The following is a 16,221-nucleotide window of genomic DNA, read 5'->3' as shown; positions in this document are numbered from 1 at the left end:
CGGCTAATATACTTGCGCCAGTGGCGCCCATATGAACAGATGGCCCTTCGCGGCCCACCGAAAAACCACTAATAAGTGCCAGTGCACCACCAACAAATTGGTTTACGGTGTTGTAAAGCGGCATTTGCCCGTAGTGGCGTTTAATGCGATGAATAACAAAAGGAATGCCTAATCGGTAGTGCTTAAAGCCAGTAAATGCAGCAAATGTAGCAATCAGTAGCGCAGCAATTAACGGCATTAAAACCCGTTCAATAGTGGGGATGGTAGTAAAATTATCGGGAGTGTCTAAAAATAAGCTTTGAAAAAACAGAATCGTTAAGCGAAATAAAATAATAAAAAATGCAGCAATTAAACCAGCACTTACGCCTAATAAGCATAATTGCACAGAGGTTTTTGGTTTTGCTAATCGACGCCTGAGTTGCTCAAGCCACATGCTGTATTCTCCGCCACATTTTTTCAGCGAGCAGTTTAACAAAAGTGTGCAGGTAAGTCCTTGTGATTTTGCAATTTTAAACACTTATATTAACAAATATTACAGCAATCACTGAAAACACATTTTGCTATCGTATCGGCTAAAGCAATAGTTAAAAGCCTAAGATACCTCAAGAGATGTTTGACTATACTTGATTAAAACACTCGGGTATTAGATAATCACGCCATTGCGATATTGAGGGTTTTAAAATGTCTGAAGAATTACCAATAAAGTTCAGCGATGCAGCTGCTGTTCGTGTTAAACAGTTAATCGACGAAGAAGAAAATCCAGATTTAAAACTGCGTGTTTACGTAACAGGTGGTGGTTGTTCTGGTTTTCAATATGGTTTTACTTTTGATGAAAAAGCAAATCCTGGCGATTTAGAAATAGTTAAAAATGGTGTAACCCTGGTTATTGACCCAATGAGTATTCAGTACTTAGTTGATGGCGAAGTGGATTACACAGAAGGGTTAGAAGGCGCACGCTTTTTTGTATCTAATCCTAATGCAACGACTACCTGTGGGTGTGGTGCAAGTTTTAGCGTTTAAGCAATTTACGCTTAGCTATTAAAGCCGCGTTAGCGGCTTTTTTAATGCCTAAAATTCAATTGGGCTGTAATGGGTAAACTGCATTATTAATACAAAAAAGCCTAATACAAAAGCAGAAAAGGCAAGTATGTATAAAAAGCCTTTTTTACCTTGTTTAATGGGTACTCCGTAGTGACGTAAAAACAAAAACCATAAAAAGCATAGTAAAATAGGTAACAAAAATAAGACTCTAAACATACTTCCTCTCTAGTCCCTTAGTTAGGGAAAAACGTTATTTATGGGAACTTTTTTACCCTTACTGTTGTTTAAACATCAATACAGCAAGGTTATTCGCACGTTAATTTGTAACAAAGTGCTTTTATCTTACAATTAATTTTTTGGGAAAAAACTTAATATTTTTGGTACGTTAACTTAAATATTCAGCATAAGTAAAGGTTAGTGATTGGGTAAATTTATGCAAACTATGTAATTAATTATTTAACCGAACTGTTAATAGTATATAATGTATCCAAGAGTGAGACGGGCAAAATTTCACTCTTAATAAAAATAAACCTATATCCTATTTTTGCGGGTTAGCACTGAATAGATTGGTAGGTTGAATAAGTAGCAATACCTTTGCTTATTTAAGCAATAGCTTGCTATTGAATAATGTAGTGGGTATCTGCTTATATGCCTCCAATCATTGTGTGACTACTGCTTTGACGGGTATGTCATATCATCTAGTAGGAGATGTAAAATGATGGGCAAGACTGTTTCTTCTGAAGAAAACGAAAAGCTAACTAAATGGCTTAAAACAAAACGCCATGAAAAGGGTCATACAATGCGTAGCCTGGCACAAGTGCTAGGAACACCTCACTCATTTATCGGTAAGATTGAAAATCAAGAACGCCGCTTAGATGTTATTGAGTTTGTACGTTACTGTAATGCACTTGAAGTTGATCCGCATGAAGCGCTAGGCTTAATTAAAGCGGATTAATATTGTTTTGCTTAGGGTGTTATAAGGGGCACTTGAACGGCCTAAGCAAATCACGTTAATGCAGGGATGCATTACATATTTTTATGGTAATTTTGCTCTAACTGATAGAGCTTATGCCTAATCAAATATAAAAACACCAGCGAAGGTATTACCATTAATGCCGTTAACACAAAAAATAATGCCCAATTTCCCATTAGCCAATCATCAATAACCACACCACTGTAACTTGAAAGCAATGTACGCCCTAAATTCCCAAGCGAAGCCAGTAATGCATAATGTGTTGCACTAAATGCTCGGTCACATAACATCGATATAAATGCCACCATAGCCACTAACGACCAAGCCTGAGTAAAGCCGTCAATGACAATAGCAAAAGCGTATAAGCCTAAATTAGGGCCAACCAGCGCAATAGCCGAAAATGCTAAATTAGACCCCGCCATAGCAACACCACTTATAAATAGGCCTTTTACAATGCCGTACTTTTGATTAAACAAGCTGCCCACAAAGGTAAAAGCAATGGTGAGTACTGCAGTGCCTACTTTTGAAAAAGTGGCTATGTCGCTGTTGCTAAAGCCTATTTCTTTATAAAAAACAATCGACATACGCCCTAAAAAAGCTTCGCCTATTTTAAATAAGAAAATAAATGCTAATAAGGCAAGGGCTGTTTTAACCCCATTTTTAGCAAAAAAGGTTTTAAAGGGATCAACCACTGTAACGCCAAGCCAAGCAATCACTTTAGTAAAGGGCGTTTGCTTAATGCTGGCTAGTTTTTCAAGGTATACGCGCTCAAGCTCTGCGTGAACAGCTTCTCGGTTTGATTTAGGCTCTTTGGCAAACAACACGCCGCTCATTAGTATCAACATAACAGCGGCTAAAAAGTAATACACTTGTGGCCAATCTAAAGAGGGGATATCGGCCATGTAAAAAGGAATAGCGCCCAGTAATGCGTAACCTGTCCACCAACCCGATGTGGCCATAGCAGCAGCTGCAGTGGCTTTATGAGATTCGTTTTCGCTTAACGTGTCTATTCTAAAAGCATCAATTGCTATGTCTTGTGTGGCAGAGGCGACTGCGATGAGTAAACACAAGCCGGCGGCAATCGCTAAGTTTGCTTTTAAATCAAGCCCCGCTAAAAGCAGGGTGCCAATAAACATAAAGCTTTGGCAAAATAAAATCCAGCTGCGACGTTGCCCAAACCATTTGTACAATAACGGCAGTTTGGTTCTATCAATAAGCGGCGACCACATAAAATTAATGCTATATGCGCCAAATACAATACCAAATAAGCCAATCATACTGCGGCTTAGGCCTTCGTCTTTTAGCCAAGCCGACATCACAGAGCCAATCAGTACCCATGGAAAACCACTGCTCATACCAAATATAAAAATATTGATTAAACGTTTATCTTTAAAATACGAGAAATATTCGCTTACTGAGAGGGTTTTGCTCATAGGGCCTTCATTGGCGTTGGGTGCAACTTAGTTGCACCTCAGTGATTTATAATGGGGTTTGCTCAAGTACTTTAATATTTAAAATAACAACGGGCGTTTTTGGTACAAAGTCGTAGCCAATTTTTTCATTAAAGCCGGTTTCTACAGCCATAATTTTATCTAGCGTGTCGTAACCGTCCATTACATTGCCAAACACGGCAAAGCCCCAATCTCTACCTGGGTTTAAATGATCGTTATCATCCATATTAAAAAAGAACTGGCGAGTTCCTGAATGCGGTTCACGGTCTTGATACGCCATAGCGATGCTGTACATATCATTTTTTAAACCATTGCCACTTTCGTTAAATATAGGGTCGTTTTCGTGTAAGCCATCAAGGTCTTTATCGTAGCCACCACCTTGTATTACAAAGTCACGGTCGTTTTCAACATCACGTTCTACACGGTGGAATATACTGCCTTGGTAACTTTTATCCATTACGTAGGTTAAAAAGTTATTTACCGTAATAGGGGCTTTTGAGCGGTCTAGCTCAACCACAATGCTACCCAATGACGTGACTATTTCTACACGCGGAAAAATATTGTCTTTTTGAACAAAACGGCCTTCTTGCGCGGCAAAGGTGCTTACACTAAATAGTAGGCTTAAGCAGATTAAAAATCGTTTCATTGTTAACCTTCTAAAAATTCAATTAATTCTGGGTCCGATACAATGCGGGTTATAATTTGTTCCGTCAACTTATTGAGTTGACCTTCAATTTTGGCGCGATCGTGGCTCAGCGGCCCTTCTAAATTAGCACTGCCACGATACACTTTACTAAAATTGCTGGTAGAGCGAATGACCCGTACGCCTAGCTCAATGTGCGCTTCGCTGGTATGGCTCATGAGCTTTTCAGTCACCTTTGCTTGTAGGGCATGAATATCTAGTTCAAAGCGGGTTGTTGCTAGGTTAGAAATACTTGCTCCGTTACGATTTAGCGCGCTATCTAATACGCTTTTAACAGAGGTTACAATATCTTGGCTGGCAAAGGTCTTGGTTTTGTCCGACTCAACAAGCTTAAGGGTTGCGCTATCACCACGTAAATCAATAACGCTGGTACTTAAACTGGCTGAAATAACGCTAATTTGGCCACTTTTATAAACCGGGTTTAATATCACTTGGTTTGGCTGGTTACTGCATGCGCTAAACACCAGCATGGAGCAACAGGCTAAAATAAATTTAGTTAATTTCATTTTATAGCATCCCACTATTTTTAGTTGCGCTGAGCACTACAAACTTTTTGTTTGAACCTAATAGCTTACAGTTACCAAACATACGATTTAATTTATCGTGATAATCTAAATGACGATTACCAATAATACGCAGCTCGCCACCTTCTTTTAATGTATCTTTTGCTTGTTTAAACATTTGCCACGCAATGTGGTCGGTAACAGCTTGGGCTTGGTGAAATGGAGGGTTACACAACACCATATCCACACTGTCTCTTGCAAAGCCGGTTAAACAATCGTTTTCTATAAATTGGCAATCATCAAATTTATTTGCTTGGTTAAGTTCTACATTTAAACGTGCAGATTCGACCGCCATGTACGACTCATCAACAAAGGTTACCGACGCATTTGGACAGCGTGATAACGTCATTAAACCCACCACACCATTACCACAACCTAAGTCGATAATACTTTTTGCTTTTGAGGTTTGCGGCAAGTAATTAAAAAAGAACCGTGCACCTATATCTAACGAATCGCGCGAAAACACATTGGCATGGTTCGTTATATTAAAATCAGTGCCTTCAAGCTGCCAACTTACCGGGAAGTTAGCTTCTTTATAACCGCCTTTAGCTGTACTTAATATTAAACGTGACTTTTTAACGGCCAAACTTGTTTTGGTTTCGCCAATAAATTGCTCAAACGCTTTTATAGTTGAGTTATGAATTTCCTTTGTTTTACCCGCGGCAATAACCGGTGTGCCAGGGGCAAGTACTTCACTCAACTCGCTTAATTGAAACTGTAAAAACCCGACGTTACGCGGTATTTTTATAAGTACTAAATCAACCTCTTCAGGCAGCGCAGATAAGCTATCTAACTGTGTAAATTGGGCTGTTGATAGTTTATTTTCTTTTAAATTATAGGCTGCAGCTTGGTGGCTAATATAAGAATCGTTAACTGAACAAACCGTTAATTCACTAAAATAACAGGCAAGGGCACCAAACGCGTCGTTTAAAATTAGTAATGAGCGACAATCAGGGTGATGTTCGTTAACATAATTGATAAGGTACTCGTCGGCCGAATCCCACGCTTGTAAACTGCGGTTTTTTTGATCCAAAGGGAAACGTTCAAGAGTAAATGTTTTATCGCCTAGCTGGGCTTGCGTCGTCATAATGGTTTGTTGATCAGTAATCTAATGTAGGTAAATTCTAACATGCAACGGCAAAACGCCAACCCCCAACAGTTACCAAACGGCTTTTCTTATCAAAGTAAGGCGCTTAGTGCGCAAAAAAGCCTCGATTTATTTTATTATTTACAAAAAAATCTTAATTGGCAGCAGCCTAATGTCACTGTGTATGGCAGAACAGGGCCCATTCCACGTTTGCAATGTTTTATGAGCGACTTAAATATTGAATATGGTTACTCACACAGTAAACAAATAGTAGAGCCGTGGGATGAGGTGCTTTTAGCAATGCGAAAACGTTTAGAGCGACATTTAAATAAGCCGCTTAATTCGTTATTAGTTAATTATTACCGTGATGGTAACGACACCATGGGCTGGCACAGTGATGATGAAATAGAGCTAGGCCCTGAGCCTACCATTGTATGTATATCACTTGGTGCTGAGCGCGTACTCAAATTAAAACAAAAAGCCACTAATAAAGTCACCGACTTAAAATTACAAAGCGGTAGTTGCTTAGTGATGAGTGGGCATAGTCAGCGCGACTACCAGCACGCAATCCCCAAACAAACTACGCTTGCTCATCCACGGATCAGCTTAACGTACCGCTTTATTGAGCACATTAAACAAAAGCAATTTAGTTAGTTAAATTAACTTGTTATAGTAGCTGCACAAATCAGTGACTAAATATGGTGTTTTAATGTCAATGCAACAACAAATTCAAGACAAGCTTAGTAGCGCGATTGCCTGTAAGCATTTAAACGTAATTAACGAAAGCCATATGCATAGCGCCGGTAGTGAGTCGCATTTTAAAGTAATTGTGGTAAGTGAAGAGTTTGCGGGTAAGCGATTACTACAGCGCCACCGCCAAATTAACGAAGTACTAAAAGATGAGCTAGCAAATCATATTCATGCCTTAGCGATTCATACGTACACGCCAGATGAATTTTCAGAGCAGGGTGGCGAAGCACCTGACTCTCCAAATTGTATGGGCGGCTCAAAGCTAAATTAACCACAATGTAGGTTAGCCAATATAAATAGGGGTATTTGATCAGGTTTAACTGATCAGATCAGTGTTTTTAGTATTAGCCTTTAAACTAGCGCTAATTTTTATTGTAAAAGATATAGGATGATCAATGGTCATTAAGCCTAAAATTCGTGGATTTATTTGTACTAACGCACACCCTGTAGGATGTGCAGAGCATGTTCAAGAGCAAATTAACTATGTAAAACAACAAGGCGAATTAAAAGATGCGCCTAAAAATGTACTCGTAATTGGTGCATCTACTGGCTACGGCTTAGCGTCTCGTATTACGGCGGCATTTGGCGGTGGGGCTAAAACACTGGGTATTTTCTTTGAAAAAGAAGGTACAGAGCGTAAGACAGGTTCTGCTGGTTGGTACAATACAGCAGCATTTCAAGACGCTGCAGATGAAGCTGGGCTTTGGTCAAAAAATATTAATGGCGATGCGTTTTCTAACGAAATTAAGCAAAAAGCAATCGAGACAATCAAAGCAGATTTAGGCAAAATAGACTGTATTATTTACAGCTTAGCATCGCCTCGTCGTACCGATCCAAATACAGGTGAGGTGTATTCATCTACACTTAAACCTATTGGCAGTGCTGTAACTACAAAAAATTTAAATACGTCAAAGCGCGAAATTGACGAAGTAACAGTAGAAGCCGCAAGCCAAGATGACATCGACAACACCATTAAAGTGATGGGCGGTGAAGATTGGGAAATGTGGATTGATGCATTAAAAGAAGCAGACGTACTAGCCGATAACTTTAAAACCACGGCTTATACTTATATAGGTAAAGAGTTAACGTGGCCAATCTACGGGCACGCAACAATAGGTAAAGCAAAAGAAGATTTAGACCGTGCAACTGCCGCAATTAAAGAATCGACAAAAGATTTAAATGGTCAAGCCTATGTGTCGTCGTTAAATGCTGTTGTTACTCAGGCAAGCTCTGCTATTCCTATTATGCCGCTATATATCTCTGCTTTATTTAAAGTAATGAAAGCCGATGGCACTTATGAAGGCACTATTGAGCAAATTCATGCTTTATTTAGCGAAAACCTATACGGTGAAAACCCACGCTTTGACGAGGGCGGTCACTTATTCCAAAACTACAAAGAGCTAGAGGACGATGTACAAGCACGTGTGCAAGCTGTTTGGGATAAAGTAGATACGAGCTCAATTGATGAGCTAACCGATTATGTAGGCTACCATAACGAATTTTTACGTTTATTTGGTTTTGGCATTGACGCTGTTGACTATGAGCAAGATGTAGATGCAGTGAAGCCAATTGCAAACATGATTGACTAATCATACTTTGTAATTATAAAAAGTCGCTTATTGCGGCTTTTTTGCTTTTAGTGTTTTAGATATTTTGTGGCAGTTAGGTGCTTAGGCTACCACTTTGGTCTACCTTGATTTTTATTTAAAACACTTAACAAAACTAAATAAGCGTTTCTGTCGTATAATTTTCATAAATACACTCGCATAGTCGTACATAATGATGTTAAAATCGAAGCAATATGTGAGGAGTTTTACTGCGTTGCTTGTTTGATATTCCTAGCAAGTTGTTCTTTTGTACCTTGATATATCTTGGATAACTCAAGTGGCGACGTGGTTGATACGATTTTTCAGTTTCTTTCCGTTAATTAATGCAAGTGCGTATGATCAACATAAAAAAAGGTCTGGATTTACCCATAGAGGGCGCGCCTCAGCAAGTTATTCATGATGGTTCTGCCATCAAACGTGTAGCTGTGCTAGGTGAAGAGTTTATCGGTATGCGTCCAACCATGCATGTTCGTGTGGATGACCAAGTCAAAAAAGGCCAGGTACTTTTTGAAGACAAAAAGAACCCAGGCGTCCTATTTACTGCACCAGCTTCTGGTACAGTAAAAGAAATTAATCGTGGTGCTAAACGTGTGCTGCAATCTGTTGTTATTGAAGTAAACGGCAGTGAGCAAATCACCTTTGACTCTTTCAATGCAGATGAGCTTACAAGCTTATCGCGTGAAAAAGCCAAAGAAGTACTTGTTCAGTCAGGTCAATGGACAGCACTTCGTGCTCGCCCATTTAGCAAAATAGCTGCGTTGGATGCAAATCCTAGCTCTATATTTGTAACCGCTATCGACACAAACCCTCTTGCTGCAGATCCTGCAGTAATTATTGCCGAAAATGCAGCTGCATTTGAAGCGGGTCTTGCTGTTGTTTCGCGTTTGACCGATGGCAAAGTATTTGTATGTAAGCAAGCTGGCAGTCAAGTTCCTAGCTCGTCTATCGCTCAAGTAGAAGTACATGAGTTCGGTGGCGTGCATCCAGCAGGCTTAGTTGGTACTCATATTCATCACCTTGATGCAGTATCTGTTAATAAACAAGTTTGGCATATTGGTTACCAAGACGTTATCGCGTATGGTCACTTATTCCTTACTGGTGAAATCAACACAGACCGTGTTATTTCGCTTGCAGGTCCTCGCGTTAAAAACCCTCGTTTAGTGAAAACACAACTAGGTGCTTCATTAGATGATTTAGTGGCAGGCGAATTAGAAGACGGTGATAACCGTGTTATTTCTGGTTCTGTTTTATCTGGCGCTATTTCTTCAGGTCCTCATGCATTCTTAGGTCGCTACCACGTTCAAGTATCTGTTTTACTTGAAGGTCGCGAAAAAGAGCTGTTTGGTTGGATTGCACCAGGTAGTGATAAATTCTCTGTAACGCGTACATTCCTTTCTCACCTTGCACCGAGTCGTTTATTTAAAATGACAACGTCTACAGGTGGTTCAAAACGTGCCATGGTACCAATTGGTAGCTACGAGCGCGTAATGCCGCTAGATATTTTGCCAACCCTATTATTACGTGACTTAATTTCACGTGACTTAGACAGTGCAATTTCATTAGGTGCGCTTGAACTTGATGAAGAAGATTTAGCGTTATGTACCTTCGTTTGTCCGGGCAAATACGAGTATGGTTCTATCCTACGCGATTGCTTAACAACGATCGAGAAGGAAGGCTAAGAGATGGGTTTAAAGAAATTTTTAGAAGACATTGAGCCGCATTTTGAACCAGGTGGTAAACACGAAAAATGGTACGCCCTGTATGAAGCAGCCGCGACTATTTTTTACACGCCAGGTTATGTAAATAAAGGCGCAACTCACGTTCGCGATAATATCGACCTAAAACGCATGATGATTTTAGTGTGGATGGCGACGTTCCCAGCTATGTTTTTTGGTATGTTCAACATCGGTCATCAGGCCGCAGGTGCTTTAGCACAAGGTTTTGAACTAGCAAACTCTTGGCAGGTTGGCTTGTTCCAGTTATTTGGTGGTGAATTAACCGCTGAGTCGGGCTGGGGCGCTAAAATGTTCTACGGGGCATGTTTCTTCTTACCAATATACGCCGTTACTTTTGCAGTAGGTGGTTTTTGGGAAGTACTATTTGCTTCTGTGCGTAAGCATGAAGTTAACGAAGGTTTCTTCGTAACCTCTGTATTATTTGCACTTATTTTGCCTGCGACTATTCCTTTATGGCAAGTGGCATTAGGTATTACGTTTGGTGTTGTTATTGCTAAAGAAATCTTTGGTGGTACAGGCCGTAACTTCTTAAACCCTGCATTAGCGGGCCGTGCGTTCTTATTCTTCGCATACCCTGCACAAATCTCAGGTGACACAGTATGGACTGCAGTAGACTCGTTCTCTGGTGCAACTATGCTAGGTCAAGCGTTTGTAGGCACTCTTGATTACAGCAACATGGAGCTATGGTGGAATGCGTTTTACGGTTTCATTCAAGGTTCTGTAGGTGAGACATCTACTCTTGCTGTGCTTATTGGTGGCTTATTCTTAATTTACGTTCGCATCGCTTCTTGGCGCATTGTACTAGGTGTATTCCTAGGTATGGTGGCAACTGCATTCTTATTAAATGCGGTTGGCTCTGAGAGCAATCCTGTATTTGCAATGCCTTGGCATTGGCATTTAGTACTGGGTGGTTTTGCGTTTGGTATGTTCTTTATGGCTACTGACCCTGTATCAGCTGCATTTACCGATAAAGGTAAGTTCGCATACGGCGCGCTTATTGGCTTTATGGTAGTTATGATCCGTGTAGTAAACCCTGCTTTCCCAGAAGGCATGATGCTAGCAATCTTATTTGCTAACTTATTTGCTCCACTGTTCGATCACTTTGTAGTGCAAGCTAATATCAAGCGGAGGTTGGCACGTAATGTCTAGTAATAACGAATCAATCGGCAAAACGTTAACGGTTGTTGTAGCACTATGTTTAGTGTGTGCAATTATTGTATCGTTTGCTTCTGTACAGCTTCGTCCTTTACAGCAAGCTAATAAAACTCAAGATATTCAACGTAATATCTTAGCAGCAGCTGATATTGAAATCGCAAACTCTGTATCTGACACATTCGATGGCAAAATCGAAGCACGTGTTGTTGATATGGACACTGGCGAATTTGTTGAAGATGCTGATCCAAACTCATTTGATTTCGAAAAATCGAAATTCGACCAACAAAGAAGTTTTGCACTTAAAGCAGAAGGGATTAAGGACATCGCTGGTATTCAGCGTATGACTAAAAACTCACCTGTTTACATCTCTAAAAAAGAAGATGGCTCTACAGATGCAATCATTTTACCTATCCAAGGTTACGGCCTTTGGGGTGTAATGTATGGTTTCTTAGCGCTTGAAAGCGATGGCGAAACAGTTAAAAACATCAACTTTTACAAGCATAGCGAAACACCAGGCCTGGGTGGCGAAATTCAAAACCCACAATGGACAGCTAAATGGCAAGGTAAAGAGTTACCTATTAACATTATGAAAAGCGGTGCTAGCAACGAACATCAAATTGATGGTTTATCAGGTGCTACACTAACTTCTAATGGTGTTGATCACACAGTTGACTTTTGGACTGGTGAAAACGGCTTTGGTCCTTTCCTTGCGAAGGTACGTGAAGGAGCGTTGAAATAATGGCTGATACTAAAGAAATGAAGTCGGTCCTATTTGGTCCGGTTTTAGCTAACAACCCAATCGCATTACAAGTACTTGGTATTTGTTCTGCTCTGGCGGTAACGTCTAGCTTAAAAAATGCCTTAATCATGTCAATTGCTTTGACATTAGTAACGGCGTTTTCTAGCTTGTTCATTTCAAGCATTCGTAACCACATACCTTCATCAGTACGTATTATCGTACAGATGACGATCATTGCTTCACTAGTAATTGTTGTAGACCAAGTATTACAAGCATTCTCTTACGCTACGGCGAAAGAGCTTTCTGTATTCGTTGGCCTAATCATTACTAACTGTATTGTAATGGGTCGTGCTGAAGCGTACGCAATGAAGTCGCCGCCACTTATGTCATTTTTAGATGGTATTGGTAATGGCTTAGGCTACTCAGTGGTATTACTTACTGTTGGTTTCATTCGTGAGCTATTCGGTAAGGGAACACTATTCGGTGTTGATATTATCCCATTAGTACAAGATGGTGGTTGGTATCAACCTATGGGTCTATTGATTTTACCACCGAGTGCATTCTTCATCATTGGTTTATTCATATGGGTACTTCGTACTTATAAGAAAGACCAAGTAGAAGCTAAAGCGTAAGGGGCAAGCAGTGGAACATTATATTAGTTTATTTGTAAAAGCGGTTTTTATTGAAAACTTAGCTTTAGCTTTCTTCCTAGGTATGTGTACTTTCTTAGCAGTATCTAAAAAAGTAACTACATCAATTGGCCTAGGTGTAGCCGTTATTGTGGTACTGGGTATTTCTGTACCAGTAAATAACTTGGTTTACCATGCCGTACTTGCACCGGGTGCATTAGAGTGGCTTGGTTACCCTGAAGCAGACCTTAGCTTTTTACGTTTCTTAACGTTCATTGGTGTTATTGCAGCACTTGTGCAAATTTTGGAAATGGCATTAGATAAGTTTTTCCCTGCACTTTACAACGCATTAGGTATCTTCTTACCACTAATCACAGTTAACTGTGCGATTTTTGGTGCGGTATCATTCATGGTTGAGCGTAACTATAACTTCGGCGAGTCTGTTGTTTATGGTGTTGGCGCTGGTGTTGGTTGGGCGCTTGCAATTACATTACTTGCAGGTATCCGTGAGAAAATGAAATATTCAGACGTGCCAGACGGCCTACGTGGTTTAGGTATTACCTTTATCACTGTTGGTTTAATGGGTCTTGGCTTTATGTCATTCTCTGGTATTTCACTGTAAAGGTAGCGAGGATAAATCATGAGTTATGAGATTTTCTTAGGCGTTGGTGTTTTCATCGCTATCGTTGTACTACTAGTTTTAGTTATCATTGGTGCTAAATCTAAGTTAGTTGCAAGCGGTGACATCATCATCGGTATTAATGGCGATCCAGACAAAGCCATTAAAACATCAGCAGGTAGCAAGCTTTTAGGCGCGCTATCTGAATCAGGTATTTTCGTATCATCTGCATGTGGTGGCGGTGGCTCTTGTGGTCAGTGTCGTGTACACATTAAAGAAGGTGGTGGCGATATCTTACCAACAGAACTTGATCACATTTCTAAAGGTGAAGCCCGTGAAGGCTGTCGTTTAGCGTGTCAGGTAAATGTTAAAAACGACATGGAAATTGAACTTGAAGAGTCAATTTTCGGTGTTAAAAAATGGGATTGTGAAGTTATCTCTAACGATAACAAAGCAACGTTCATTAAAGAGCTTAAGCTACAAATTCCAGATGGCGAATCAGTGCCTTTCCGTGCGGGTGGTTACATCCAAATCGAAGCGCCTGCTCACCATGTTAAATACGCAGATTTCGATATTCCTGAAGAGTATCGTGGCGACTGGAATCACTTTGGTTTCTTCGACCTGGAGTCAAAAGTAGACGACGAAACAATTCGTGCATACTCAATGGCTAACTACCCAGAAGAAGAAGGCATTATCATGCTTAACGTGCGTATTGCTACGCCGCCGCCAAGAAACCTAAGCCTACCATGTGGTAAAATGTCATCGTACATTTGGTCACTTAAAGCAGGCGACAAGGTAACTATTTCAGGTCCATTTGGTGAGTTCTTCGCTAAAGACACCGACGCTGAAATGGTATTCGTAGGTGGTGGTGCAGGTATGGCACCAATGCGTTCACATATCTTTGACCAACTTAAGCGTTTAAACTCTAAGCGTAAGATTAGTTTCTGGTATGGTGCGCGTTCTGAGCGTGAAATGTTCTATGTTGAAGATTTCGACGGCTTAGCAGCTGAAAACGATAACTTTGTATGGCATACAGCATTGTCTGACCCACAACCAGAAGATAACTGGGAAGGTTACACAGGCTTTATCCATAACGTACTTTATGAAAACTACTTGAAAGATCATGAAGCGCCAGAAGATTGTGAGTTCTACATGTGTGGTCCTCCAATGATGAACGCGGCTGTTATCGGCATGCTTAAAGACCTAGGTGTAGAAGACGAAAACATCTTACTAGATGACTTCGGTGGCTAACACCCATATCAAAACAGCTTAGTTTTGGTTAAAATACGGGCCTCGTCGCACTTTGTGCAACGGGGCTTTTTTTATTTTATTTTACATGGGCTAATTTAATGAACAGAGTAAGCAGTTCTCAAGGCGCTATCAGTATTTTTTTATTAACTATAATGCTATTTATCTCTGGCTGTGGGGCTGAAAAAACACCTCAGGAGGTATTTTTAGAAGGCAAAACGATGGGCACCACCTATCATATTAAATACTTTGCCGACGATAAAAGCGTTGATGCCACTAAATTACAGCAGCAAATAGATACGCAATTGAAAGCGGTTAATCAGTCTATGTCTACGTATATCCCCGATTCTGAAATTAACATATTTAATAAATTACCCGCCAACCAGGTTATGCCAATTAGTGAAGACTTTAGGGCTGTGGTGAGCGAATCGATTCGTTTAGGTAAGTCGACCAAAACGCTTGATGTAACGATGGGCCCGTTAATAGATTTATGGGGCTTTGGACCTGATAAAAAACCAACTAAGCGCCCAAGTGATGAAGCACTTGCTGCAATGATTGAAAAAATTGGTGTAGATAAACTTAATCTTACTGAGCAGGGCCTTGCTAAAACAGTTGATGGTTTAGAGCTGTCGTTTTCGGCCACAGCGAAAGGGTATGGCATTGATAAAGTAGCGCAATTACTTGAAAGCCAAAATATTAGTAACTACATGGTAGAAATAGGTGGGGAGCTGCGCATTGGCGGTGAAAAGCCAAATAACCAAGATTGGAAAATCGCGATAGAGCAGCCAGATGCGCCACCAGGCGAGCGAAAAGTTCACCGTGTATTAGCGCCCGGTACGAATGGCATTGCAACATCAGGTGACTACCGTATTTTTTATAAAATGGATGGCGAAACTTACACTCATTTAATAGACCCAGTAACAGGCATGCCAATCAAACATGACTTAGTGTCGGTTACTGTATTACATCCTAGTGCAATGACCGCAGATGGCTTAGCAACCGCATTAACGGTTATGGGAATGGACGATGCTAAAGCATACGCTGAAAAGCACGATTTACCTGTGTACTTAATGGCTAAATCAGACAAAGGCATTGTGACTTACGCGAGCACTGCTTTTAAACCTTATTTGTAATATAATGGCGTTTAGCTAAAGTTTTATTCGTGCTAAACGCATATTACAACCGATTTTTTGAAATAGACTTCTCTCGCATCTATGTGGGTTTTGGGTGTATAATTTAGCGGTCGCTCAACAATGTTTGAGCATAATTTATTGCTGATCAATAGGGGCTAAGCAATGTCACTTTTTCTTCTTACATTTGGTTTATTAATTTTAATCGTGATAGCTATGGCTGTTGGTATGATCGTGCAAAGAAAATCTATGGCAAGTAGTTGCGGTGGATTAGGCTCGGTAGGTATTGATAAAGCCTGTGATTGTGACGATCCATGTGATAAGCGTAAAAAGCGTATGGCTAAAGAGCAAGCCTGGAAAGAAAACCAAATTATTTAAGCCGTAGCTTAATGACAAAAAGCGCCTTATGGCGCTTTTTTTTTACCTGTATATTTAGTACTCATACCTTCTTTTAATTAAACACAACCTTAATGTATTAGACCAAGGTCTATAGTTTAGTTTTTTTCACCTATTAGGTTTATTTTTCTCGTTTGTCAAATTGGAGCTAACACTCTAAAGTTTAACCATAGACACAGAGCAAGGCTCCAGTCATAAGCTTGAGGCATAAAAGTTAGCCTCGCTTAAAAGAATCTTTATATTGTGTGTGAAGATGTTGTCAGTGTGAAAGGCAACTCAAGTTCGGTGGTGACTTAGCTTGAGTTGTTTTTATTCCCTACAATTGCCACGCAGTGTAAACCAAAAATCTTTATATTGTGTGTGAAGATGTTGTCAGTGTGAAAGGCAACTCAAG

Annotated in this window: 19 protein-coding genes; 13 read left to right on the top strand and 6 right to left on the bottom strand. The window is 40.2% G+C overall.

All coding sequences use genetic code 11. The features are described from left to right. Window positions 1-433 (bottom strand): chloride channel protein (locus L650_RS0117015; RefSeq protein ID WP_029773851.1); only part of this gene is annotated, 433 nt, incomplete at its 3' end. A gap of 248 nt (window positions 434-681) precedes the next feature. Here L650_RS0117015 and erpA point away from each other — a divergent pair. Further along, window positions 682-1,020 (top strand): iron-sulfur cluster insertion protein ErpA, encoded by a 339-nt coding sequence (erpA, locus tag L650_RS0117010; RefSeq protein WP_002958911.1) that lies wholly within the window; start codon window positions 682-684, stop codon window positions 1,018-1,020. A 48-nt stretch (window positions 1,021-1,068) separates the two neighbouring features. On the opposite strand, the gene L650_RS0117005 is transcribed toward erpA, so the two are convergent. Further along, window positions 1,069-1,257 (bottom strand): hypothetical protein, encoded by a 189-nt coding sequence (locus L650_RS0117005; RefSeq protein WP_004587152.1) that lies wholly within the window; start codon window positions 1,255-1,257, stop codon window positions 1,069-1,071. 499 nt (window positions 1,258-1,756) lie between these two features. On the opposite strand from L650_RS0117005, the gene L650_RS0117000 reads away from it, so the two are divergent. Continuing rightward, window positions 1,757-1,996, top strand: a complete 240-nt coding sequence (locus L650_RS0117000; protein WP_004587151.1) for a helix-turn-helix domain-containing protein — start codon at window positions 1,757-1,759, stop codon at window positions 1,994-1,996. Window positions 1,997-2,067: 71 nt separating this feature from the next. Here L650_RS0117000 and L650_RS0116995 read toward each other — a convergent pair whose 3' ends face one another. The 4 genes from L650_RS0116995 to L650_RS0116980 are packed head-to-tail and all read right to left on the bottom strand — an operon-like array spanning window position 2,068 to window position 5,818. After that, window positions 2,068-3,447, bottom strand: a complete 1,380-nt coding sequence (locus L650_RS0116995; protein ID WP_004587150.1) for an AmpG family muropeptide MFS transporter — start codon at window positions 3,445-3,447, stop codon at window positions 2,068-2,070. Window positions 3,448-3,493: 46 nt separating this feature from the next. Next, window positions 3,494-4,111, bottom strand: coding sequence for a peptidylprolyl isomerase (locus tag L650_RS0116990; RefSeq protein WP_004587149.1), 618 nt, complete (start codon window positions 4,109-4,111; stop codon window positions 3,494-3,496). Window positions 4,112-4,113: 2 nt separating this feature from the next. After that, a complete protein-coding gene (locus tag L650_RS0116985) occupies window positions 4,114-4,674 on the bottom strand; it encodes a YajG family lipoprotein (protein ID WP_004587148.1) in 561 nt (186 codons plus the stop codon). A 1-nt stretch (window position 4,675) separates the two neighbouring features. Then, window positions 4,676-5,818, bottom strand: coding sequence for a methyltransferase (locus L650_RS0116980; RefSeq protein ID WP_024034301.1), 1,143 nt, complete (start codon window positions 5,816-5,818; stop codon window positions 4,676-4,678). A 42-nt stretch (window positions 5,819-5,860) separates the two neighbouring features. On the opposite strand from L650_RS0116980, the gene L650_RS0116975 reads away from it, so the two are divergent. The 11 genes from L650_RS0116975 (at window position 5,861) to nqrM (ending at window position 15,809) form a co-directional block, all read left to right on the top strand. Then, a complete protein-coding gene (locus tag L650_RS0116975) occupies window positions 5,861-6,472 on the top strand; it encodes an alpha-ketoglutarate-dependent dioxygenase AlkB family protein (protein WP_004587146.1) in 612 nt (203 codons plus the stop codon). 55 nt (window positions 6,473-6,527) lie between these two features. Next, window positions 6,528-6,839 (top strand): BolA family protein, encoded by a 312-nt coding sequence (locus L650_RS0116970; protein ID WP_029773850.1) that lies wholly within the window; start codon window positions 6,528-6,530, stop codon window positions 6,837-6,839. 124 nt (window positions 6,840-6,963) lie between these two features. After that, window positions 6,964-8,157, top strand: a complete 1,194-nt coding sequence (fabV, locus tag L650_RS0116965; RefSeq protein WP_029773849.1) for an enoyl-ACP reductase FabV — start codon at window positions 6,964-6,966, stop codon at window positions 8,155-8,157. A gap of 353 nt (window positions 8,158-8,510) precedes the next feature. Further along, entirely contained in the window at window positions 8,511-9,854 is a 1,344-nt protein-coding gene (locus L650_RS0116960) for a Na(+)-translocating NADH-quinone reductase subunit A (protein ID WP_029773848.1), read from the top strand. A gap of 3 nt (window positions 9,855-9,857) precedes the next feature. Then, complete coding sequence (locus tag L650_RS0116955; RefSeq protein ID WP_004587142.1) at window positions 9,858-11,060, top strand: NADH:ubiquinone reductase (Na(+)-transporting) subunit B; 1,203 nt, start codon at window positions 9,858-9,860, stop codon at window positions 11,058-11,060. After that, window positions 11,053-11,805 (top strand): Na(+)-translocating NADH-quinone reductase subunit C, encoded by a 753-nt coding sequence (locus L650_RS0116950; protein ID WP_004587141.1) that lies wholly within the window; start codon window positions 11,053-11,055, stop codon window positions 11,803-11,805. The genes L650_RS0116955 and L650_RS0116950 overlap by 8 nt, the downstream gene beginning before the upstream one ends. Next, window positions 11,805-12,437, top strand: a complete 633-nt coding sequence (locus L650_RS0116945; RefSeq protein WP_004587140.1) for an NADH:ubiquinone reductase (Na(+)-transporting) subunit D — start codon at window positions 11,805-11,807, stop codon at window positions 12,435-12,437. The genes L650_RS0116950 and L650_RS0116945 overlap by 1 nt, the downstream gene beginning before the upstream one ends. Window positions 12,438-12,447: 10 nt before the next feature. Continuing rightward, the gene (nqrE, locus tag L650_RS0116940; protein WP_004587139.1) at window positions 12,448-13,056 is read left to right on the top strand and encodes an NADH:ubiquinone reductase (Na(+)-transporting) subunit E; all 609 of its coding nucleotides are present in this window, start codon (window positions 12,448-12,450) and stop codon (window positions 13,054-13,056) included. Window positions 13,057-13,074: 18 nt separating this feature from the next. Beyond that, window positions 13,075-14,304, top strand: coding sequence for an NADH:ubiquinone reductase (Na(+)-transporting) subunit F (nqrF, locus tag L650_RS0116935; protein WP_004587138.1), 1,230 nt, complete (start codon window positions 13,075-13,077; stop codon window positions 14,302-14,304). 98 nt (window positions 14,305-14,402) lie between these two features. Next, entirely contained in the window at window positions 14,403-15,434 is a 1,032-nt protein-coding gene (locus tag L650_RS0116930) for an FAD:protein FMN transferase (RefSeq protein WP_029773847.1), read from the top strand. 162 nt (window positions 15,435-15,596) lie between these two features. Next, window positions 15,597-15,809, top strand: a complete 213-nt coding sequence (nqrM, locus tag L650_RS0116925; RefSeq protein ID WP_004587136.1) for a (Na+)-NQR maturation NqrM — start codon at window positions 15,597-15,599, stop codon at window positions 15,807-15,809. Window positions 15,810-16,221: the final 412 nt, after the last annotated feature.

The sequence above is a fragment of the Pseudoalteromonas sp. TB51 genome, assembly GCF_000498055.1.
Classification (GTDB): domain Bacteria; phylum Pseudomonadota; class Gammaproteobacteria; order Enterobacterales; family Alteromonadaceae; genus Pseudoalteromonas; species Pseudoalteromonas atlantica.
The sequence above is the reverse complement of the archived record's forward strand: the minus strand, read 5'-3'. Positions and strand labels throughout refer to the sequence as shown.